We start from the raw sequence: 20,023 nt of genomic DNA, 5'->3' as shown, positions 1-20,023 counted from the left end.
GCCTCACACCTCGCGCGTCTCGAAGTCGATGCGCGGATCGACCCAAGTATAGGTGAGGTCGGAGATGAGGTTCACCACCAGCCCGAGCAGGCTGAAGATGTAGAGCGTGGCGAAGACGACCGGATAGTCGCGGTTGACGATGGACTCAAACGAGAGCAGCCCCAGCCCGTCGAGCGAGAAGATCGTCTCGATCAGCAGCGAGCCCGTGAAGAAGGCCGAGATGAAGGCGCCCGGAAAGCCCGCGATGATGATCAGCATGGCGTTGCGGAAGACATGGCCGTAGAGCACCTGGCGCTCGGTCAGCCCCTTGGCGCGCGCGGTCATCACATATTGCTTGCGGATCTCGTCGAGGAAGGAGTTCTTGGTCAACAGCGTCGTCGTCGCGAAGGCGCCGATGGCGAGCGCGGCGATGGGCAGCACGAGGTGCCAGAGATAGTCGAGGATCTTGTCGTACCAGGCGAGGCTGTCCCAGTTGTCGGAGACGAGGCCGCGCAAGGGGAAGATATCGAAGAACGAGCCCCCGGCGAACAGCACGATCAGCAGCACAGCGAACAGGAAGCCCGGGATCGCGTAGCCCACGATCACCACCGCGCTGGTCCATACATCGAAGCGCGTGCCGTCGTGCATCGCCTTGGCGATGCCGAGCGGGATGGAGATCATGTAGGACAGGACGGTCATCCACAGGCCGAGCGACACCGAGACCGGCATCTTCTCCAGTATGAGGTCGATCACCGATATGTCGCGGAAATAGCTCTGGCCGAAATCGAAGGTGATGAAGTTCTTCAGCATCAGCAGGAAGCGCTCATGCGCCGGCTTGTCGAAGCCGAACTGCTCTTCGAGCTGGCGGATGAATTCCGGATCGAGGCCGCGCGCCCCGCGGTATTTCGACGTGATGCTCTCGCCGCCGCCGGAGCTGCTGACACCGCCGCCACCGCCCCCGTCGCCGCCCGTGCCGCCGGAGATGCGTGCGGTCGCTGCGACATCGGACCCGGAGATCTGGGCCAGCACGCGTTCCACCGGACCGCCCGGCGCGAACTGCACGATAACGAAGCTGATAAGCATGATACCCAGAATGGTGGGCACCATGAGCAGGAGGCGCCTGACGATATAGGCCGTCATCCGCGCGCGCCCCCGTCGCCCGCCGCGTCGCCGCCGGTGCGCGACCACCAGGTGGTCACGATGCCGCGCTCGTAGGCCGGCTTGGTCTCAGGCCTCTCGAACGCATCCCAATAGGCCAGCGTATGCGTGCCCTTGTACCAGTGCGGCACCCAGTACCGGCCCGCGCGCAGCACGCGGTCGAGCGCGCGGGCGGCGGCGACCATCTCCTCGCGGGTCTTGGCGCGGATCATGGTCTCCGTCAGCGCGTCGACCACCGGATCCTTGATGCCGGAGAGATTGTCGCTGCCCGGCACGTCGGCGTCGGCGGAGCTCCAGAACCTCTTGATGCCCTCGTCGGGCGTCTGCGGCATGGCATAGCGCCTGACGACGACGTCGTAGTCGAAATCCTTCAGGCGCGACTGGAACTGGGCGGGATCGACCGTGCGGATGCGCGCCTGGATGCCGAGCCGCTCCAGCCGCCGCACATAGGGCATGGTCACGCGCTCGAAGCTCGGATCGTCCTCCAGGAACTCGATCGTGAAGGGCTCGCCCGCCGCATTGCGCAAGGCGCCGTCGCTGACCGTCCAGCCCGCCTCCTGAAGCAGCCTCTTGGCGTGGCGCAGGGAGCCGCGGTCGCGGCCCGACCCGTCGGTGACGGGCGGGGAGAAGGGCTCGCCGAACACCTCGTCCGGCACCTGGCCGCGATAGGGCTCGAGCAGCGCAAGCTCCGCTTCGCCGGGCTCGCCCTGCGCCATCATGTCGGAGTTCTGGAAGAAGGAATGGGTCCGCTTGTAGAGCCCGTAGAACAGGTTCTCATTGGCCCATTCGAAATCGAAGGCGTAGATGAGCGCCTCGCGCACCCGCCGGTCGGAGAATTGCGGGCGGCGGGTATTCAGGAAATAGCCCTGCGCGCCGGAAGGGCGGTTGTCGGGAATGGTGTCTTGCACGACCCGGCCGTCGGCGATCGCGGGAAAATCGTATTGCGTCGCCCAGCTCTTCGACGAGAACTCCTCGCGCAGGAGATAGGTCTTGGCCTTGAAAGCCTCGAACGCCACGTCCCGGTCGCGGAAGAACTCCACGCGGTAGATGTCGAAATTGTACCGCCCGCGATTGACCGGCAGGTCGCGGGCCCAGTAATTGCCCGCGCGCTTGTACTCGATAAAGCGCCCGGGCTCGAAGGCGCCCACCTTGTAGGGCCCGCTCGCCAGCGGCCGCTCCAGCGTGCTGGCGGCGAAATCGCGCGTCTCGTACCAGGCGCGCGACACGATGGGCAGGGAGGCGACGAGCATGGGAAGGCCGCGGCTGTGGTCGTCGGCCAGACGCACGGTCACGGCGCGGTCGCCATCGCGGGAGACCTCCACCATGTCGCGGATCGACTGGCTGACGGCGGGATGGCCCTTCTCCTTGAGCGTCAGGAGCGAGAAGACGACATCGTCGGCGGTCAGCGGCGATCCGTCGTGGAACCGCGCCTCCGGGCGCAGAAGGAAGGTGTAGAGATTGCCGTCGCCGGAGATCCGCACGCTCCGCGCGACGAGGCCGTAGACCGCGTCCGGCTCGTCGGTCGCGCGCGTCATCAGGCTGTCATAGATGATATCGAGCCCGACCGGCGCGTCGCCCTTCAGGACGAGCGTGTTGAGCGTGTTGAAGGTGAGCGGGCTCTGGTTCCAGCCCCAGCTCGACGGCACGGTGGAGAGCACGCCGCCCTTCGGCGCGTCGGGGTTCACATAGTCGAAATGGGCGAAGTCCGGCGGATATTTCAGGTCGCCGAAGGCCGACAGGCCGTGGCGGTCCTCGCCGGCCGCGTCTGCCATCCGGGGCAAGACGGGCAACGCGGCCAGGGCGCCCGTGCCCTTGAGCACGCATCGCCGGGTGACGGACGGTCCGCTCATCGCCTCAAGGTCCCTATCCCTCGCCACCGATCGCGGCGGCCTTGTCCTTGTCGTACCACCAGATGGACGGAAAGCCGAAGCTGTATTCCGGCAACGGATCGGGATGGGAATAGCGGTTCCAGCGCGCCGTCCAGATCTCGCCGGAAATCCACTGGGGCACGACATAGTCGTTCCACAGGAGCACCCGGTCGAGCGCATGGGTCGCCGCGACCAGCTCCTCGCGGTTCTCCGCATAGATGATCCGGTCGATCAGGTAGTCCACTGCCGGGTTCTTGATGCCCATCTCGTTGTCCGAGCCGGGCACGTCGGCGGACTCCGATCCCCAGTAGTTGCGCTGCTCGTTGCCCGGCGAGAGAGACTGGAGCTTGACGACGGAGATGATATCGAAATCGAACGAGCGCAGCCTGTTCTGGTACTGCGAGGAATCGACCACGCGCAGCGACACGTCCATGCCGAGCCGCTCCAGGTTCTTCTTGTAGAAGCCCACAGTGCGCTCCGAGCGCGGATCGTCGGACAGGAACTGCACGGTGAAGGGCTCGCCCGTCTCCGCATTCACGAGCCTGCGGTTCTTCACCACCCAGCCGGCCTCCTCGAGCAGCTTGAGCGCCTCGCGCAGATTGCGCCGGACGGCCTTGGGCGAACCGCCGACAGGGTTCTCGTAGGGCTCGGTGAAGAGCGCTTCGGGCACCTTGTCGCGCACCTTCTCCAGGATCTCCAGTTCGAGCCCCTCCGGCACGCCCGTCGCCGCGAGCTCCGTGCCGTCGAAATAGCTGTCGATACGCTCGTAGAGGCCATAGAAGAAGGTCTCGTTCATGGTCTCGAAATCGAGCGCGAGATTGAAGGCGCGCCGCACCCGGCGATCCTGGAACTTCTTGCGTCGCAGGTTGAACACCCAGGCCTGCAGCCGGCCCGTGGCCCGCGACATCTGCGGGAACGCCTCCTGGACCACGTCGCCGCGCTTCACCGCCGGGAAGTCGTAGCCGGAGACCCAGTTCTTCGAGGTGGCCTCGACGAAGAAGTCGAGCGCGTCGGCCTTGAAGGCCTCGAAAGCGACCTGGAGGTCGCGATAGACCTCGTAGCGGATCTCGTCGAGATTGTTCCGTCCTATATTGACGGGCAGCTCCGCGCCCCAATAGTCCGGCACCCGCTCATAGACGATTGTGCGGCCCGGAATGACCTGCTTGATGCGGTAGGCGCCCGATCCCAGCGGCACATCGAGCGTGGTCTTGGTGATGTCGCGCGGATTGCCCTTGGCATCCTTGCCGTCCCAATAGTGCTTCGGGAGCACCGTGATCTGGCCGACGATGTTGGGCAGCTCGCGATTGCCGGTCTGGTCGAAGGTGAAGGTCACCTCCCGGTCGCCGGTCTGCTCGGCCTTCACCACGTTCTGGTAATAGTGGTGATAGAGTGGGTGGTGCGTCTTCAGCGCGTCGAAGGAGAACAGCACGTCCGCCGGCGTGATCGGCTCGCCGTCGTGCCAGCGGCCTCCCTCGCGCAGACGGTAGGTGACCCAGGAGATATCGTCCGCGATCTCCGCGCCGTCTGCCACGAGGCCGTATTCCGTGGACACCTCGTCGAGCGAGGATGTCATCAGCGAGTCGTAGATCAGCCCCACTCCCGGGGCGACGGAGCCCCGTGGCGGCACGACATTCAGGCTGTCGAAGGGCTGGTAGGTCGCCATGCGCAGGCGCCCGCCCTTCGGGGCGTCCGGATCGACATAATCGAAATGCTTGAAGTCCGGCCCGTATTTGAGATCGCCGAACAGCGAAAGGCCGTGATGCCATCCGCCGGCCTGCGCGCGTGCCGGCGTCATCAGGCCGGGAACCGGCAGAAACGGCAGCCCGGCACCGGCACCGAGCAGTGAGAGCGCTTTGCGTCGCGTCATGCGCATCGGATCAGACCTGCCCTCCAGCAATGCCCCATACGGTGAGCCTTCATGCCGCGCCGAACCCGGCGCACACCGTTCCCTCACTTCGTCTATGCCACAAAAGGAAACGCCGGCGGAAGGGCCGCCGGCGTTAAATTTTGGTAATGCGTGGCGCGTCCGCGCGCCCCAAGCGGGCTTATTCGCTGCTGTTTTCCGCCGGTGTCTGATCCTCGGCGCCGTCCTGCGCGGCATCGTCGCCGGCCGCCGGCGCGGCCTCCTGGCCGCCCTCGGCGGCACCGTCCTCTGCAGCCGGCGCGGCCTCCTGGCCGTCTTCCGCGGCACCATCCTCTGCGGCCGGCATGTCCACATCGGCGCCTTCCGCGGCGGCGGAATCGTCGGCCGGCATTTCCGGCAGCGGCGCCGGGCTCTCCGACAGCGAGCGCAGATAGACGAGCAGGTCGGCGCGGTCCGTCTCGCCCCTGATGCCCGCGAAGCTCATCTTGGTGCCCTGGGCGAAGCCCTGCGGCTTCTCCACGAAATGGTCGAGCGACTCGTAGGTCCAGTCGCCGAGCTCTTCTGCCTTCGCCTGGAGCGCGGAGGAATAGGAGAAGCCCTCGTGGGAGGCGATGGGACGACCGACCACATCGTAGAGGTTCGGACCGATCTTGTTCGGACCGCCCTTCTCGAACGTGTGGCAGGTCGCGCATTTCTTGGCCTGCTTCTCGCCGTTGGCGGGATCGGCCTCGTTGAGCAGAACAGCGAGCGGGACCTCTTCCTTCACCTCTTCGGTGCCGCCCTCGCTCTCGGCCTGTTCGATGGTGAGCGCATAGCCCGGCTGGTCGGGGATATGCGGGTTGTAGACGATATCGGATACCACCCCGAGCCCCATGGCCACGAGCAAGGCAAACAGGACCGCCCCGACGATCTTGTTGAGCTCGAACGTATCCATCATGGTCTACAAATCCCCTCTGCCGCCGAGAAGGCGCTTCATCATGGTCGGTCACGGCCGGTTTGCACGCCGGGCAATATGCGGGTGCATGGCGTGCGCCCGGCGCGCCGGAACCTAATTGTTTCTCACCCCGCTTGCAACACGCTTGAGCCCATGCGCACATATGCCGCGCTTGAACGATGGCCTTTCGCGATTACTACGAGACGATGGACGCTCCCGGATTGGAAAACACCCTCGCAGTCATTCCCGCCCGTATGGCATCGACACGTCTGCCGGGCAAGCCCCTTGCCGACATAGCCGGCGAGGCGATGATCGTCCATGTCTGGCGCCGCGCCATGGAGGCCGGCATCGGCCGCGCGGTCGTGGCGGCCGCCGAACCGGAGATCGCGGACGCCGTCAGGGCCGCCGGCGGCGAGGCCGTGCTCACCGCGCCGGATCTCGCCAGCGGATCGGACCGGGTGCATGCCGCTGTCGCCGGGCTCGGCCCCGACGGCCGCTTCGCCTATGTCGTCAACATCCAAGGCGACCTGCCGACCATCGCGCCGGAGACGATTCGCGCCTGCCTGGCGCCGCTCGCCGATCCGGCCATCGATATCGCCACGCCGGTGAGCCTCATCACCGACGAGGCGGAGATCGGCAATCCCAATGTGGTGAAGGCCATCACCCGCTTCGCTGATGGCGAGACCGTCGCCCGCGCGCGCGATTTCCGCCGCGAGATCGAGGCGGGGGAGCGGGGGCCGCATTACCACCATATCGGCATCTACGCCTATCGCCGCGCTGCGCTGGACCGCTTCGTCTCGCTGCCGGAAAGCCCGCGCGAGAAGGCGGCGCGGCTGGAGCAGCTACGCGCGCTCGACGCCGGCATGACCATCGCGGTTGCGCTCGTTGACACCGTTCCCTTCGGTGTCGATACTCCGGCCGATCTTGAACGGGCCCGGATGCTTCTGGCGGCGCGCGAACGCACCGGATAATTGCAGCCTGCCGGGCGGTTGGCGGAGTTGACGGGCGTGACGAGCGAGACCAGGCGTAGAATCGTCTTCCAGGGCGAGCAGGGGGCCAATTCCCACAGGGCGTGCCTGGAGATGTTTCCCGACGACGAGCCGGTCGCCTGCGAGACCTTCGAGGACGCCTTCTCCGCCATCGAGGAGGGCGAGGCCGACCTCGGCATGATCCCGATCGAGAACACGGTCGCCGGCCGTGTGGCCGACATCCACTATCTCATGCCGAATTCCAGCCTCTATATCGTCGGCGAGCATTTTCTGCGCATCAACCACCAGCTCGTCGCGATCCCGGAGGCGGGCCTGGACACGATCCGCAAGGTCTACAGCCATCCCCACGCGCTCGGCCAGTGCCGCAAGGTGATCCGCGAGCTCGGACTGAAGGCCATCGCCACCGCCGACACCGCCGGCGCGGCACGCGAGATCGCGGAGGCGGGCGACCCCTCCCTCGCCGCCATCTCCTCAAGGCTCGCTGCCGAGATCCACGGGCTGAAGGTGCTGCGCGAGAATATCGAGGACGCCCGGCACAATACGACGCGCTTCATCGTTCTCTCGCGCGAGCCCGACGATGCCGAGCCCGGCGAGGGGCCGACGGTCACGACCTTCATCTTCCGCGTGCGCAACGTGCCCGCCGCGCTCTACAAGGCCATGGGCGGGTTCGCGACCAACGGCGTGAACATGACGAAGCTCGAATCCTATGTCGACCAGTCCTTCAACGTGGCGGAGTTCTATGCCGACATCGAGGGCCATCCGGCCGACCGGCCCGTCCAGCTCGCGCTCGAGGAGCTCGCCTTCTTCACCTCGCATCTGCGCGTGCTCGGCACCTATCCGGCAAGCCCGTGGCGCGAGCGCCTGAGAGCGGGACGCGCCGAGGCCCGCACAGGCGCCGAATAGCTCCGCAAGCCTGGGTTAGCGTCTTTGTCAGGCGCGCCCGCCCGACACGAAGCTCATGAGGAGATGCCGCGCGATGGCGATGGGGTTCGGCGCGCGAATGCCGTCGGGATGGGTCCCCTCGAGCATGGCGCGCGCCTCCTCGCGGGTGAACCAGCGCGCGTCCTCGAGTTCCTCGTCGACGAGCGAGATCTCCTCGTCGAGGGCGTCCGCCATGAGCCCGATCATCAGCGAGGACGGGAACGGCCAGGGCTGGCTCGAATGGTAGCGCACCGCGCCGGTCGCGATGCCGGCCTCCTCCATCAGCTCGCGCCGGCAGGCGTCCTCGATGGTCTCGCCCGGCTCCACGAAGCCGGCCAGCGCGGAATAGACGCCCGGCGCGAATCGGCTCTGCCGGCCGAGGAGGCACTTGTCGCCCCGGATCGCGAGCATGATGACCACCGGGTCGGTCCGCGGGAAATGCTCGCGCCCGCAGGACGGGCACACGCGCTTGTAGCCCGCGTCGCCCATCTCCGTCGGCGCGCCGCAGGTCGAACAGAAGCGGTGCGTGGCATGCCAGCCGAGCAGCGAGCGCGCCTGGGCGAGAACGCCGAGCTCCTCTGCCGGCAACGCGCCTTCGGAGGCGAGGCTGCGCAGGTCGATGGCCTGGAGGTCGCCGCGCGCGACGAACGGCGCGAAGGCTTCCTCGTCGGCGTCGAGGAGCTCCGCGAAGACCGCCGTGCCGTCAGGGGCGAGGCCGAGAAACACGGACCGCTCGCCGGCGCCCGCGCGGCCCGGCCAGTCCGGGCATGGCGGCGCGAGATGCGGGGTCGCGCCATTGGCGCTGACCAGCACCTTGTCGCCCACGAAGGCGATGTTGCGCACCGCCTCCTGCTCGCGCCGCGCCTTGAGCCAGTCGGGATCGCCACGCCGGGGGGCCGCACGGTCGAGAGGGTTAACGATGAAGGCGAGTTCGGCTTTGTCGGTCATGGTCGATCCGGATGTGTTCTGGCCGCGGGAAAGTATGCACGCACACGATGTCCGCGCAATAACGCCGTGGGCCCGCAACGGTGCCCGTCCGCACCATATCGCCCGCCCGGTGCGATGATCTCTGGACAAACGCGCCACAGCCCTTGCCATCCGCCCCGGCGATGCTGATATACTCTTCCCAGAGAGGCTGGCGGCAGGCGTGCCGTTCGCCAACCGGGTCAGGTCCGGAAGGAAGCAGCCCTAACGAATCCGGCATGGGTTGTCCGTCCAGTCTCTCGCCTTCCGTCGCGACGGAGCATATGGCATGTGCGTGTTCGGAATGCCGATCTGAAAACGGTGCCGGGAACGCGCTCCGGTTACGGGCAACGAATTCTTGAGCGAAACGGACAACACCCCCGCTGAGGGACAGGGCGCGACCGCCAACCCGTCCCCCGACGGCGCCGACGCGACCGGCGGCGAGGCGTCCGGCTACCGCGTTCTCGCGCGCAAATACCGCCCACGGACATTCGAGGACCTGATCGGCCAGGACGCCATGGTGCGCACCCTGGCGAACGCCTTCAGGGCGGGCCGCATCGCGCAGGCCTACATGCTGACCGGCGTGCGCGGCGTGGGCAAGACGACGACGGCGCGGCTGATCGCGCGCGCGCTCAACTATACCGGCGGGGACGACCGGCCGAGCGTGGAGATGGACGGCTTCGGCGAGCATTGCGAGGCGATCCTCGAATCGCGCCATCCCGACGTCATCGAGATGGACGCCGCCTCGCGCACCGGCGTGGAGGATATCCGCGAGCTCATCGAGGGCGTGCGCTACCGGCCCATCGCGGCACGCTACAAGGTCTACATCATCGACGAGGTTCACATGCTCTCCAAGGCGGCGTTCAACGCGCTGCTGAAGACGCTGGAGGAGCCGCCGGAGCATGTGAAGTTCATCTTCGCGACGACCGAGATCCGCAAGGTCCCGGTCACAGTGCTGTCGCGCTGCCAGCGCTTCGACCTGCGCCGGCTCGACGCGGAGCTCCTGATCGCCCATTTCCGCAAGGTCTCCGCGGCCGAGAATGTCGAGGCGGACGACGAGGCGCTCAAGCTCATCGCCCGTGCCGCGGAGGGCTCCGTGCGCGACGGGCTCTCGCTTCTCGACCAGGCCATCGCCTATGGCGGGGCGCATATCGAGGCGGCGGCGGTGCGCGACATGCTGGGGCTCGCCGACCGGGGCCGCATCGTCGATCTGTTCGAGGCGGTGCTGCGCGGCGAGGCGGCCGACGCGCTCGGGCATCTCAAGGCGCTTTACGACTACGGCGCCGACCCGGCGAGCGTGCTCGCCGACATGGCCGAGCTCACCCACTGGATCACGCGGCTCAAGGTCGTGCCGGGCGCCGCCGACGACGTGACGCGCACCGAGGTGGAGCGCACGCGCGGCGTGGCGATTGCCGGCGAGATCAACATGCCCGCCCTCACGCGCGCCTGGCAGATGCTGCTCAAGGGCCTCGGCGAGGTGAACTACGCCTCCAACCCCATGGCGGCGGCGGAGATGGTGCTGATCCGCATGGCCTATGCCGCCGAGCTGCCCACGCCCGACGAGATCATCCGCCGGATGGGCGACGGCCCGGGCGCCGCTGCCGGGACCGGCGCGCCCCAGGGCACGGGCGGCGGCCAGGTGGCGGCCATGGCGCGCCCCGCGCCGGCGGCCCCCGCACAGGCGGCCCCGCAGGACGGTCCCACCGCGCATGCCGGCGGCCCGGCGCCCGCTGCCGCCGCGGCGACGGCCCCCGAAGCCGGCGAGACGGCCGCCCCCGCCTCCGCCCGGACGCGCTTTGCGACATTCGCCGAGATCGTCTCCTATGTCGGGCGCAAGCGGGACATCCGCCTCAAGACGGCGCTCGAACGCCATGTCCGGCCCGTGCGCGTCGCGCCGGGGACCATCGAGATCGCGCTCGAACCCGATGCGCCCCAGGGGCTCTCCAACGAGCTGGCCCGCAAGCTCGAGCAGTGGACCGGCGAGCGCTGGGGGGTTGCCATCAGCAACGAGCCGGGCGAGAAGCCGCTTGCCGAGCAGGAGCGCGACCGGCGCGACAGCCTGTTCCGCGAGGCGCGCGAAAGCACAGTCGTTCAGGCGGTGCTCGGCCGGTTTCCCGGCGCGGAGATCGTCGATGTCCGCGAGTTCGGCGGCCTGGAGCCCCCCGACGACGACCCGGATGCGGGCGAACTGGATGACGGGACGGAAGGACCCGACGAGGAATGAAAGATCTCGGTCAGATGATGAAGCAGATGCAGGAGTTCCAGTCGCGCATGCAGGACATGCAGGCGGGGCTGGAAGAGCTGCAGATCAAGGGCACCGCCGGCGGCGGCATGGTGACGGTGACCGTCAACGGCAAGGGCGCGATGATGGGTGTGGACATCGATGCGAGCCTGCTCACCGGCGACGAGAAGGAAATCCTGGAGGATCTGATCGTCGCCGCCCATGGCGATGCGCGCGCCAAGATGGAAGAGGCCGTGGCGGAGGAGATGAAGAAGATCACCGGCGGGCTGCCCCTGCCGCCCGGCCTCAATCTCGGCCTGTGATCCGCCGGCCCCGTCGACGCAGCAGGCAGGCCCCATGAGCCGGGATATCGTCGGTGCCGAGATCGAGCACCTGATCCAGCTTCTCTCACGCCTTCCCGGGCTCGGCCCCCGTTCGGCGCGGCGCGTCGCCCTGCATCTCATCAAGAACCGCGACAAGCTGCTCACGCCGCTGGCCTCTGCCATGGCGGAAGCCCGCGACAAGGTGGTGACCTGCTCGCAATGCGGCAATGTCGACACCGCCGATCCCTGCACCATCTGCACCGATCCCCGGCGCGACAACGGCATCATCTGCGTGGTCGAGGAGGTCGGCGACCTGTGGGCGCTGGAGCGCGCCGCGGCGATCAATGGCCGCTACCACGTTCTGGGCGGGGTGCTGTCGGCCATCGAGGGCATCGGACCGGACGACCTGAATATCGAGGGGCTGATCCGCCGCGCGGCCGAGCCAGGCGTCAGCGAGATCGTGCTCGCCGTCAATGCGACCGTCGACGGCCAGACCACGGCCCATTACATCACCGAGCGGCTGAAGGGCCTCGACGTCGCCGTCTCGCGGCTGGCCCATGGCGTACCGGTGGGCGGCGAGCTCGACTATCTGGACGAGGGCACGCTCGCCGCCGCCTTCAAGGCGCGCCGGCCCTACTGACCGCCCTGCCCGGCCCGCGCCTCGGCGCGCTGCCGGTCGATGGCGCCGAAATGGCCGACCCGGTGGAGCCAGGCGAGCAGGACGAGCGCGGGAAGCCCTGCGAGCGCGGTCAGCCCGAAGAACACGATCCAGCCCGTCGCCTCCGCCACGAAGCCCGAGGTGGAGGCCAGCACCGTGCGCCCCACCGCGGCAAGCGCCGACAGGAGCGCATATTGCGTCGCCGTATGGGTGGCGTTGGTGCACAGGCTGGAGAGATACGCCACGAAGATCACCGTGCCGATGCCGCCGGTGAAGTTCTCGATCACGATGGCGACCGCGAGCGCCTCCGTCTTCACGCCGACCCAGGCGAGCCACGAGAATGCGAGGTTGGACACGATCTGCAGGATGCCGGCGAGCCACAGGCTGGGCGTGATCGGCAGGGCCCGCGCGATGAAGCCCCCGGCAAAGCCGCCCGCGAGCACGGCGCCGAACCCCACGCCCTTGACCACGGCGGCATAGGTCGCCTTGTCGAAGCCGAGCTTGATGACGAACGGCGCCGTCATCACGCCCGCAAAGGCGTCGCAGAACTTGAACAGCAGCACGAAGAGCAGGATCGCGACGGCATAGGGCTTCGACAGGAAGTCGACGAAGGCGCCGGCGGCCGCCGTCCACAGGCGCATCGCCGGATTGTCGCCCTCGGGTATCGCGTCCGCCGCCGCGTCTTCCACCTCGTCCTCCTCGACGAGCGGCTCGCGCGCGAAGGCCACCGCGGCGATGCCGACGAGCACGAGTGCGGCCATGGCGGCATAGCCGTAGAACCAGACGACGCCGCGCGCCACCCCCGCATCCTCGAGCCAGGAGACGACGAAGATGGCCCCTGCGGTGGAGATCAGCATGCCGACCCTGTAGGCGGCGACAAAGCACGCCATGCCTGCGGCCTGCTGGTCCTCGTCGAGGCTCTCCACGCGAAAGGCGTCGATCACGATGTCCTGCGTGGCGGAGGCGAGCGCCACCGCGAGCGCGCCTGCCGCAACCAGCCATGGCGCGGTCAGCGGATCGAGCGAGCCGAGCATCACGATGGCGGCCATGAGCAGGAGCTGGGAGAAGACGACCCAGCCGCGCCGCCGCCCCATGAGCCGCGACAGGACCGGCACCCTGAGGGCATCGACGACGGGCGCCCAGAGGAATTTCAGCGTGTAGGGCACGCCGACCAGCGAGTAGAGGCCGATCTGGCCCAGATCGACACCGTAATCGGCCATCCAGACGGCGAGGGTCGAGCCCGACAGCGCCAGCGGCAGGCCGGACGAGAACCCCAGGAACAGGATGACCAGAACGCGGCGCTCGAGATAGACGGCGAGCGCGCGCGATATCCGTGTCCGCAGGTCCGGCCGCTGCTGCGATCCGTCGAGGCTCGTCATCGCCAATGCCTGCCAGTGCTGTTCGGTGCGTCCGCTCGAATCGTCCCCATTCGCGCCAGCCTAGAGCATGATGGCGAAAAATGGAGGCACTTTTCGGAAAACGCCATCGTCGCCCCGCAGGCATCGCACGGCCCCGAACCGAAATCGGTTTGCGGGCGGTCGGACCGGCTGCCCGTGCGGGCCTGCCAACTGGCGCGGCATTTGCTGGGTATCCCGCACCGGCCGGCCCGGCTGTGCCGGATCGGGAGTTGACGGACGGGGCCTGCGGGCCGTCTTGAGAGACACTGGGACGAATGCGGGGATTCGGATTGCGTTCGGCGGGCGCATCTGTGCTGTTCATGGTGGGCGTGATCGTGTTCCTCAGCGCGATCGCGACCAGCTTCGACTTCGCACGCGGCATCATCACGAGGATGCAGCTCCACAATGCCATGGACGCCGCCGCCCGGGCCGCCGCGGAACAGGGGCTCAGCGAGGCCGAGCGCGAGATCCGGGCGCATTCCGTCTTCGACCACAAGTACCGCGCCGTCGCCGGACGCTGGCATGTCCATCCGCGCATCGACGTCACCGAACGCTCGATCAGCCTGTCGGCCGGACTGACCATCGCGACCGCCTTCATGGGCCTGGCCGGCATCCACGAGTTCGCGATTGCGGAATCGGTCACCGTGCCAATTCGGAACAGCTCGCCTCCCCGGAGCTCCGCACGCGAATTCTGACCTTCGCCGGGAGGGTCGGGTCCCACGCCCTATCGCCCGGCCACGAGCCGCGGGCTTTCGCTTCGGCCGCCCTCATGGCCGTCATCGCCGTCTTGCGGTGCGGACGCGTCCTTGAGCTCCATCTGCTCGATCCTGAGGCCGCGTTTGGCGATCTTGTCGGAGGAGACCGCGATCCTGTCGATATCCTGCGACGCCTGGCCGAAATGCTTGCGCAGATCCGTCACGCGGTCGTTCAGCCGCTCCACATCGGCCAGAATCGCGGCGACCTCCGACTTGATCAGCCCGGCCTGCTCGCGCATCCGGGCGTCCTTGAACACCGCCTGCAGCGTCTGGACGACGAGCATCAGGATGTTGGGCGAGGCGAGGATGACGCGTGCGCGGTGGGCGCGCTGGATGAGATCCTCGAAGGTCTCGTAGAGATCCGCATAGAGCGACTCCGAAGGCACGAACAGGATGGCGGTGTCGTGCGTCTCCCCGGCGATCAGGTATTTCTGGGCGATGTCGCGGATATGGACGGAAACGTCGCGGCGCAGGCGCTGGGCGGCCTGACGCGTTTCTCCCTCGTCGCGCGCGGCCTTCAGCGCGTTGAACGCCTCGAGCGGAAACTTCGCGTCGATGACCAGCTTGAGGCCGCTCTCCGGCAGATCGACCACGCAGTCGGGCCGGGTGTTGTTGGAGAGCGTCGCCTGGAACGTATAGGCGCCCGCCGGCAGGCCGTCGCGGACGATGGCCTCCATGCGCGCCTGCCCGAAGGCGCCGCGCGCCTGCTTGTTGGACAGGACGTCCTGCAGCCCGACCATCTGGGTGGTGAGCTCGGTGATGTTTTTCTGCGCGGTGTCGATCACGGCAAGGCGCTCATGCAGCTTGCTCAGCGAGTCCGCTGTGCGCTGCGTCGTGTCGGTGAGGTTCTGGCCGAGCCGCGAGGACACCTGGTCGAGGCGCGCATCGAGCCTGTGGGCGAGATGGCTGTCGCGCTCAGCCGTCGCCTCCGCGAAGGAGCGAAGCTGGCCCGCCATTTCCGCAAGCCGGTATTCGAGCTCGCCGCTGCGCCGAGCGGCCTCCTTTCGCGCGGCACTCGCGCGCCACAGCCCGACCGCCATCGCAGCGAGCAGCGCCAGCACGATCGCCGCCAGACCGACCAACGCCTCGCCCAGGCTGACCGTGTGAGCGCCAAGCCCGAATGCCGGCTGGTCCAGAATCATCGCCTCCGCCTCGCAGTCCCTCGCCTGTATCGGCGGCACCTCGCCCGACTCTATCCGGATTCGCGCCCCTGTCGAGACCAAATCGTGAACAAATAGAGAATGCCCTGGAAATTCCCCTGCGACCCAGCTTGACGTTGACCGGCGAGGACACTTTGCCTATGTGACGGAGCGGAGGACATCCGATGGCCATACGCGAGATTGTCAAGATTCCCGATCCGGTGCTGAAGGCGCCGTCCGAAACCGTGCCCGCGGTGACGGACGAGGTGCGCGCGCTGCTCGACGACATGCTGGAGACCATGTACGACGCGCCCGGCATCGGGCTTGCCGCCGTCCAGATCGGAGTTCCGAAGCGTCTCGTCGTGATCGACCTCGCGAAGGAGGACGAGGAGGCCGACCCTCTGTTCCTGATCAATCCGGAGATCGTGTGGGCGTCGGAGGCGGAAAGCGAGTACGAGGAGGGCTGCCTGTCCATCCCGGATGTCAACGATGTCGTGACGCGCCCGGCGGAGGTGAAGGTCCGCTTCCTCGACCGCGACGGCGCGGAGCAGGAGATGCATTGCGACGGCCTGCTCGCCACCTGCGTCCAGCACGAGGTCGACCACACCAACGGCATCCTGTTCATCGACCATCTCTCCAGGCTGAAGCGGGAGCGGATCGTCAAGCGCTTCGCCAAGGCCAAGCGCCACGGCCAGGCCGCGGAATAGTCCCCCCTCTCCCCACCGACAGGGAAACGCCATGTTACGCGTCGTCTTCATGGGAACGCCGGACTTCGCCGTGCCCACGCTCGGCGAGATCCTGGGCCAGGGCCATGAGGTGGCGGCGGTCTATACCCAGCCGCCGCGCAAGGCCGGGCGCGGGATGAGCGAACGGCCCTCCCCCGTCCACGATTTCGCCAATGCGCACGGCCTGCCCGTGCGCACGCCGACCTCGCTGAAGGCACAAGGCGAGCAGGAGGCCTTCGCAGCGCTTGGCGCCGATGTCGCCGTGGTCGTCGCCTACGGGCTGATCCTGCCGCGCCCCATCCTCGACGCGCCCGGCCATGGCTGCCTCAATCTTCATGCCTCGCGCCTGCCGCGCTGGCGCGGCGCGGCGCCCATTCAGCGCGCCATCATGGCAGGCGACACCGAGACCGCCGCCACCGTGATGCGCATGGACGAGGGGCTCGACACCGGGCCGGTCTGCCTCGCCGAGCGCGTCCCGATCGGCCCGGAGACGACGGCCGGCGAGTTGCACGACGCGATGGCCGCCATCGGTGCGACGCTCATGGCGCGCGCGCTCGCAGCGCTGTCGCGCGGCGCGCTCGACTGCGTGCCCCAGCCCGACGGCGGCGTGACCTATGCCGTCAAGATCGACAAGGCGGAAGCGCGCATCGACTTCTCGCTGCCGGCCCGCGAGGTGCACGACCGCATCCGCGGCCTGTCGCCCTTTCCCGGCGCATGGTTCGAGATGGAGACAGGCGGCGCGCGCCGGCGCGTGAAGGTGCTCGCCGCGACCCTGGCGGAGGGCAACGGAGCGCCGGGCGAGGTGCTCGACGACGCGCTCACCATAGCCTGTGGCGAGGGGGCGATCCGCCTCGTCAGGCTCCAGCGCGAGGGCAAGGCGGCGGCCATGGCGCAGGACTTCCTGCGCGGCCACAAGGTGCCGGCGGGCACGGTTCTCGCTTGACGCGCGAGCCGCCGGCCCCGAACGATTGCAGCCATGCCCCGCTACAAGCTCACCATCGAATATGACGGCGGTCCCTTTGTCGGCTGGCAGCGCCAGGCGAACGGGCCAAGCGTCCAGGGCGCCATCGAGGAGGCGGCCGCGGCCCTGACGGGCTCGGCCGTCGCCGCCCACGGCGCGGGGCGGACCGATGCGGGCGTCCACGCGCTGGGCCAGGTCGCCCATATCGATCTTGAGCGCGACTGGCCGGAGGACACGGTGCGCGACGCGCTCAACCATCATCTGCGCCCGGCCCCCATCGCCATCCTCTCCGCGCAGACGGTGGATGACGGCTTCCATGCGCGCTTCTCCGCGACGCGTCGCCATTACCGCTACAGGATCGTCAATCGCCGCAGCCCGCTGACGCTCGCGCGCGGCCAGGCCTGGCTCGTCGCCCGCCCGCTCGACGCGGCCGCCATGGCGGCCGGCGCGCGCCACCTGATCGGCCATCACGATTTCACGACCTTCCGGTCCAGCGAATGCCAGGCCGCCTCGCCGCTCAAGACACTCGATGCGCTCACTGTCTCGCGCGACGGCGAAACGGTGACCATCGAGACCTCCGCGCGCTCCTTCCTGCACAATCAGGTCCGCTCCATCGCCGGAACGCTGAAGCGTGTCGGCGAGGGCGCCTGGCAGCCCGACGACGTCCGCCACGCGCTCAACGCCCGCGACCGCACCGCCTGCGGCCCCGTCGCCCCGCCGGACGGCCTCTACCTGACCCGCGTCGACTACGGGTGAAGACGCCGCTCAGGTGATGAGTCGATTGACGCTCACGCTCAGCACGAGATCGCTCGCGACCAGCCCGGCGGCCAGAGCGCCGGTCGTCTCCAGTGCCGTCCGGGCGATGAACCAGCGGTAATAGAGCGCGGCCAGCATGACCACGAAATTGAGCAGGAGCGCGCCGCCCACCCCGACGAGTCCGGCGTCGTAGAGCAGGACGGGCGGAAGGAACGCCGCGACGATCAGCACCGACGACCAGTTATAGGCGATGACATAGACCGCGTAGCGCCGCGCAATGCCGAGCGTGTTCGCGACGAGGGCGAGCGCGATCGGGTAGATCGCCCATTCCACGACGAGCGCGATGGCGTTGGCGAGATAGAAGCCGAGTGCGGACCCCTCCGCCCCCGGCCCGCCACCCTCGCCCCCGTCCGCGGCGATGCCCGCCTCCGCGCCGACGGCGTAGAGATAGAGCGGCGCCACGAGCGGGATGGCGATGAAGGACCGCCAGAACCCGTCCGCCGTGACGTTGAAGCAGCCATAGCCGGAGACGTCGCGATTGGCGAGCAGCCATGCGCCCGTGACGCCATCCGCGATCTCGTCCCACGAGGTCATGGGCTCACCCTGCCGCGCCGCCGGCGGAGAACCGGTCGAAATAACGCTCCAGGAGCGTGCGGTAGACCGCGGTCAGGGCGACGAGCTCGTCGAGCGGGATGCGCTCGTCGACCTGGTGGATCGTCTTGTTGACGGGCCCGAACTCCACGACCGGACAATAATCCTTGATGAAGCGGGCATCGGACGTGCCCCCGCCCGTATTGAGATCGGGCGCGACCCCCGTCGCCTCGCCGACCGCGGCCGCGACGAGATCGACGAAGGGGCCGGGCTCCGTCACGAAGCTGTCCGCATTGGAGGAGAAGGCGAGTTCGAGCGTGCCCCCCATCTCGCCGGTCACCGCCTCGCAGACATCGCGCACCCAGCGCTCCAGGCTCTCGGCGGTGTGCTCGCTGTTGAAGCGGATATTGAGGCGCGCCGTCGCGCGTTCGGGAATGACGTTGCTGGCCGGATTGCCGACATCGACGGAGGTGATCGCCAGGGTGGAGGGCTCGAAATGCGCCGTTCCCCCATCGAGGCGCTCGCTCGCCAGCCGGTCGAGCATGCGCACGAGGCCCGGGACCGGGTTCAGCGCCTTGTGGGGATAGGCGGTGTGGCCCTGCCGGCCGGTCACCGTCAGGGTCGCGTTGAGGCTGCCGCGCCGGCCGATCTTGATGGTGTCGCCGAGCCGGTCCACGCTCGACGGCTCGCCGACGAGGCAGTGGTCGGGTACCTCGCCATGGTCCCGGAGCCATTGCAGCATCCTGACCGTGCCGTTGACGGCGGGGCCCTCCTCGTCGCCGGTGACGAGGAGGCTGATGGAGCCTGCGAACGCCTCGCCACGGGCGCCGAGATAGTCGAGCGCGGCGGCCGCGAAGGCGGCCACACCGCCTTTCATGTCGACCGCGCCGCGCCCGTAGAGCACGCCATCGACCGTCTCCGCGGCAAAGGGCGGAACGGTCCAGGACGCCTCGTCGCCCGGCGGCACGACATCGGTATGGCCGGCGAAGCAGAAATGCGGCGCGCCCGTGCCGAAGCGGGCGAACAGATTGTCCACCCGCTCCGTTCCCGGCGCCTCGAAGGGCAGCCGGACGCAGCGGAAGCCCCGGGGCTCAAGCAGGCGTTCCAGGCAGTCGAGCGCGCCGCCCTCGGCCGGCGTGACCGAGGGGCAGCGTATGAGATCGCGAAGGATGGATGCCGGATCGGCGGCAGGCTGATGGGGACGCGTCATGGGTTCGATTTAGGCCTCCCCGCCGGTATCCTGTCAACGACCGGCAGCGCATGTCAGCCTTTCCCGGCGAGCGGATCGGGTCCGTACCGGTTGGGCCCCTCGGTCCCTTTCAGGATACCGAGCTCGATGAGCGACCAGATGCCGATGACGAAGCTCGCGGCCGAGACGATCCAGCCGAAGGTGTCCGGCATCATGACCGTCTCGCCGTTGATCTCCATCGTATAGTAGCCGAAACCGAGGAGCTGGCCGAGAATGGTCACGACCGCCGGCGCCCAGAACACGGCCACCAGCCAGAGGGGCCGGTCGCGGTCCTTCAGGCGCTTCACCATGATGGCGGTGACCGGCAGGGCCACGAGCACGGTGACGATAAGGTTGATGAGCCCCGTGGCGGTCGGCCCCCAACCGAACAGCATGCCGAGGACGACGGACGCGACAATGGCCGCGACCGCGACGATCAGCACACCGAGCCACCATTTGGCCCGGCTAATGCGACCGTCGAAGGATGTGAGCAGGTCCCTGAAATCCATGAGCGGTTTCCCTCGCAAGTGTCGAGAATGCGATTCGTCCCCTCCCGCATGCCGGGAGGATATCAGAAACCGGGACCGGGGGGT

General features: G+C 68.1%; 19 protein-coding genes and 1 other RNA gene. 10 read left to right on the top strand and 10 right to left on the bottom strand.

Annotated elements, in window-relative coordinates:
- Positions 1 to 3: 3 nt before the first annotated feature.
- The 4 genes from HW532_RS14890 to HW532_RS14875 all read right to left on the bottom strand — a co-directional run bounded on the left by HW532_RS14890 (position 4) and on the right by HW532_RS14875 (position 5,806).
- Positions 4 to 1,119: a microcin C ABC transporter permease YejB gene (locus tag HW532_RS14890; RefSeq protein WP_213161217.1), complete on the bottom strand. Its 1,116-nt coding sequence runs from the start codon at positions 1,117 to 1,119 to the stop codon at positions 4 to 6.
- Positions 1,116 to 2,987 (bottom strand): extracellular solute-binding protein, encoded by a 1,872-nt coding sequence (locus HW532_RS14885; protein WP_213161216.1) that lies wholly within the window; start codon positions 2,985 to 2,987, stop codon positions 1,116 to 1,118. The genes HW532_RS14890 and HW532_RS14885 overlap by 4 nt, the downstream gene beginning before the upstream one ends.
- 13 nt (positions 2,988 to 3,000) lie before the next feature.
- Entirely contained in the window at positions 3,001 to 4,878 is a 1,878-nt protein-coding gene (locus HW532_RS14880; protein ID WP_213161215.1) for an extracellular solute-binding protein, read from the bottom strand.
- 172 nt (positions 4,879 to 5,050) lie between these two features.
- Positions 5,051 to 5,806 carry a c-type cytochrome gene (locus tag HW532_RS14875; protein WP_246479134.1) on the bottom strand — a complete coding sequence of 252 codons (756 nt, stop codon included), beginning with the start codon at positions 5,804 to 5,806 and terminating at the stop codon, positions 5,051 to 5,053.
- A 251-nt stretch (positions 5,807 to 6,057) separates the two neighbouring features.
- Here HW532_RS14875 and HW532_RS14870 point away from each other — a divergent pair, with 251 nt between their 5' ends.
- Together HW532_RS14870 and HW532_RS14865 are read left to right on the top strand one after the other, a co-directional pair.
- Positions 6,058 to 6,774 carry a 3-deoxy-manno-octulosonate cytidylyltransferase gene (locus tag HW532_RS14870; protein WP_425491882.1) on the top strand — a complete coding sequence of 239 codons (717 nt, stop codon included), beginning with the start codon at positions 6,058 to 6,060 and terminating at the stop codon, positions 6,772 to 6,774.
- Between the two features lie 27 nt (positions 6,775 to 6,801).
- Complete coding sequence (locus HW532_RS14865) at positions 6,802 to 7,695, top strand: prephenate dehydratase (RefSeq protein ID WP_425491958.1); 894 nt, start codon at positions 6,802 to 6,804, stop codon at positions 7,693 to 7,695.
- 27 nt (positions 7,696 to 7,722) lie between these two features.
- Here the strand turns inward: HW532_RS14865 and nudC are convergent, their stop codons facing one another.
- Positions 7,723 to 8,661, bottom strand: a complete 939-nt coding sequence (gene nudC, locus HW532_RS14860; RefSeq protein ID WP_213161213.1) for an NAD(+) diphosphatase — start codon at positions 8,659 to 8,661, stop codon at positions 7,723 to 7,725.
- Between the two features lie 182 nt (positions 8,662 to 8,843).
- Here nudC and ffs point away from each other — a divergent pair.
- From ffs to recR, 4 genes are all read left to right on the top strand, one after another.
- Positions 8,844 to 8,940: signal recognition particle sRNA small type (gene ffs, locus HW532_RS14855), an RNA gene on the top strand.
- Positions 8,941 to 9,034: 94 nt separating this feature from the next.
- A complete protein-coding gene (locus tag HW532_RS14850; protein ID WP_213161212.1) occupies positions 9,035 to 10,900 on the top strand; it encodes a DNA polymerase III subunit gamma/tau in 1,866 nt (621 codons plus the stop codon).
- Positions 10,897 to 11,220 carry a YbaB/EbfC family nucleoid-associated protein gene (locus HW532_RS14845; protein WP_213161211.1) on the top strand — a complete coding sequence of 108 codons (324 nt, stop codon included), beginning with the start codon at positions 10,897 to 10,899 and terminating at the stop codon, positions 11,218 to 11,220. Before HW532_RS14850 ends, HW532_RS14845 begins: the two co-directional genes overlap by 4 nt.
- A 34-nt stretch (positions 11,221 to 11,254) precedes the next feature.
- A complete protein-coding gene (gene recR, locus HW532_RS14840) occupies positions 11,255 to 11,860 on the top strand; it encodes a recombination mediator RecR (RefSeq protein ID WP_213161210.1) in 606 nt (201 codons plus the stop codon).
- Here recR and HW532_RS14835 read toward each other — a convergent pair.
- Positions 11,854 to 13,257 (bottom strand): AmpG family muropeptide MFS transporter, encoded by a 1,404-nt coding sequence (locus HW532_RS14835; protein WP_213161209.1) that lies wholly within the window; start codon positions 13,255 to 13,257, stop codon positions 11,854 to 11,856. The two genes, recR and HW532_RS14835, sit on opposite strands and share 7 nt — an antisense overlap.
- 293 nt (positions 13,258 to 13,550) lie before the next feature.
- On the opposite strand from HW532_RS14835, the gene HW532_RS14830 reads away from it, so the two are divergent.
- Positions 13,551 to 13,970, top strand: coding sequence for a pilus assembly protein TadG-related protein (locus tag HW532_RS14830; protein WP_213161208.1), 420 nt, complete (start codon positions 13,551 to 13,553; stop codon positions 13,968 to 13,970).
- A gap of 29 nt (positions 13,971 to 13,999) precedes the next feature.
- Here the strand turns inward: HW532_RS14830 and HW532_RS14825 are convergent, their stop codons facing one another.
- The gene (locus HW532_RS14825) at positions 14,000 to 15,172 is read right to left on the bottom strand and encodes a DNA recombination protein RmuC (protein WP_213161207.1); all 1,173 of its coding nucleotides are present in this window, start codon (positions 15,170 to 15,172) and stop codon (positions 14,000 to 14,002) included.
- Between the two features lie 182 nt (positions 15,173 to 15,354).
- On the opposite strand from HW532_RS14825, the gene def reads away from it, so the two are divergent.
- From def to truA, 3 genes are read left to right on the top strand one after another with little or no spacing between them, the layout of a single operon-like run.
- Positions 15,355 to 15,876 (top strand): peptide deformylase, encoded by a 522-nt coding sequence (def, locus tag HW532_RS14820; protein ID WP_213161206.1) that lies wholly within the window; start codon positions 15,355 to 15,357, stop codon positions 15,874 to 15,876.
- Positions 15,877 to 15,907: 31 nt separating this feature from the next.
- Positions 15,908 to 16,837: a methionyl-tRNA formyltransferase gene (fmt, locus tag HW532_RS14815; protein ID WP_213161205.1), complete on the top strand. Its 930-nt coding sequence runs from the start codon at positions 15,908 to 15,910 to the stop codon at positions 16,835 to 16,837.
- Positions 16,838 to 16,870: 33 nt separating this feature from the next.
- Entirely contained in the window at positions 16,871 to 17,611 is a 741-nt protein-coding gene (truA, locus tag HW532_RS14810) for a tRNA pseudouridine(38-40) synthase TruA (RefSeq protein ID WP_213161204.1), read from the top strand.
- Between the two features lie 9 nt (positions 17,612 to 17,620).
- On the opposite strand, the gene HW532_RS14805 is transcribed toward truA, so the two are convergent.
- The 3 genes from HW532_RS14805 to HW532_RS14795 are packed head-to-tail and all read right to left on the bottom strand — an operon-like array spanning position 17,621 to position 19,939.
- Positions 17,621 to 18,205 (bottom strand): hypothetical protein, encoded by a 585-nt coding sequence (locus HW532_RS14805; protein ID WP_213161203.1) that lies wholly within the window; start codon positions 18,203 to 18,205, stop codon positions 17,621 to 17,623.
- A gap of 4 nt (positions 18,206 to 18,209) precedes the next feature.
- Complete coding sequence (gene dapE / locus HW532_RS14800) at positions 18,210 to 19,412, bottom strand: succinyl-diaminopimelate desuccinylase (protein WP_213161202.1); 1,203 nt, start codon at positions 19,410 to 19,412, stop codon at positions 18,210 to 18,212.
- A gap of 53 nt (positions 19,413 to 19,465) precedes the next feature.
- Entirely contained in the window at positions 19,466 to 19,939 is a 474-nt protein-coding gene (locus tag HW532_RS14795; protein WP_213161201.1) for a DUF805 domain-containing protein, read from the bottom strand.
- Positions 19,940 to 20,023: the final 84 nt, after the last annotated feature.

It is taken from the genome of Kaustia mangrovi, from assembly GCF_015482775.1.
Lineage (GTDB): Bacteria > Pseudomonadota > Alphaproteobacteria > Rhizobiales > Im1 > Kaustia > Kaustia mangrovi.
This window is presented reverse-complemented; position numbering and strand designations above follow the sequence as displayed.

What these genes read in the sequence shown, in the direction of transcription:
- HW532_RS14835 (WP_213161209.1), bottom strand. Translation starts at nt 13,257, where the DNA reads ATGACGAGCCTCGACGGATCGCAGCAGCGGCCGGACCTGCGGACACGG.
- HW532_RS14825 (WP_213161207.1), bottom strand. Translation starts at nt 15,172, where the DNA reads ATGATTCTGGACCAGCCGGCATTCGGGCTTGGCGCTCACACGGTCAGC.
- def (WP_213161206.1), top strand. Translation starts at nt 15,355, where the DNA reads ATGGCCATACGCGAGATTGTCAAGATTCCCGATCCGGTGCTGAAGGCG.
- fmt (WP_213161205.1), top strand. Translation starts at nt 15,908, where the DNA reads ATGTTACGCGTCGTCTTCATGGGAACGCCGGACTTCGCCGTGCCCACG.
- HW532_RS14870 (WP_425491882.1), top strand. Translation starts at nt 6,058, where the DNA reads ATGGCATCGACACGTCTGCCGGGCAAGCCCCTTGCCGACATAGCCGGC.
- truA (WP_213161204.1), top strand. Translation starts at nt 16,871, where the DNA reads ATGCCCCGCTACAAGCTCACCATCGAATATGACGGCGGTCCCTTTGTC.
- HW532_RS14875 (WP_246479134.1), bottom strand. Translation starts at nt 5,806, where the DNA reads ATGATGGATACGTTCGAGCTCAACAAGATCGTCGGGGCGGTCCTGTTT.
- HW532_RS14830 (WP_213161208.1), top strand. Translation starts at nt 13,551, where the DNA reads ATGCGGGGATTCGGATTGCGTTCGGCGGGCGCATCTGTGCTGTTCATG.
- recR (WP_213161210.1), top strand. Translation starts at nt 11,255, where the DNA reads ATGAGCCGGGATATCGTCGGTGCCGAGATCGAGCACCTGATCCAGCTT.
- nudC (WP_213161213.1), bottom strand. Translation starts at nt 8,661, where the DNA reads ATGACCGACAAAGCCGAACTCGCCTTCATCGTTAACCCTCTCGACCGT.
- HW532_RS14805 (WP_213161203.1), bottom strand. Translation starts at nt 18,205, where the DNA reads ATGACCTCGTGGGACGAGATCGCGGATGGCGTCACGGGCGCATGGCTG.
- HW532_RS14880 (WP_213161215.1), bottom strand. Translation starts at nt 4,878, where the DNA reads ATGCGCATGACGCGACGCAAAGCGCTCTCACTGCTCGGTGCCGGTGCC.
- HW532_RS14885 (WP_213161216.1), bottom strand. Translation starts at nt 2,987, where the DNA reads ATGAGCGGACCGTCCGTCACCCGGCGATGCGTGCTCAAGGGCACGGGC.
- dapE (WP_213161202.1), bottom strand. Translation starts at nt 19,412, where the DNA reads ATGACGCGTCCCCATCAGCCTGCCGCCGATCCGGCATCCATCCTTCGC.
- HW532_RS14890 (WP_213161217.1), bottom strand. Translation starts at nt 1,119, where the DNA reads ATGACGGCCTATATCGTCAGGCGCCTCCTGCTCATGGTGCCCACCATT.
- HW532_RS14795 (WP_213161201.1), bottom strand. Translation starts at nt 19,939, where the DNA reads ATGGATTTCAGGGACCTGCTCACATCCTTCGACGGTCGCATTAGCCGG.
- HW532_RS14845 (WP_213161211.1), top strand. Translation starts at nt 10,897, where the DNA reads ATGAAAGATCTCGGTCAGATGATGAAGCAGATGCAGGAGTTCCAGTCG.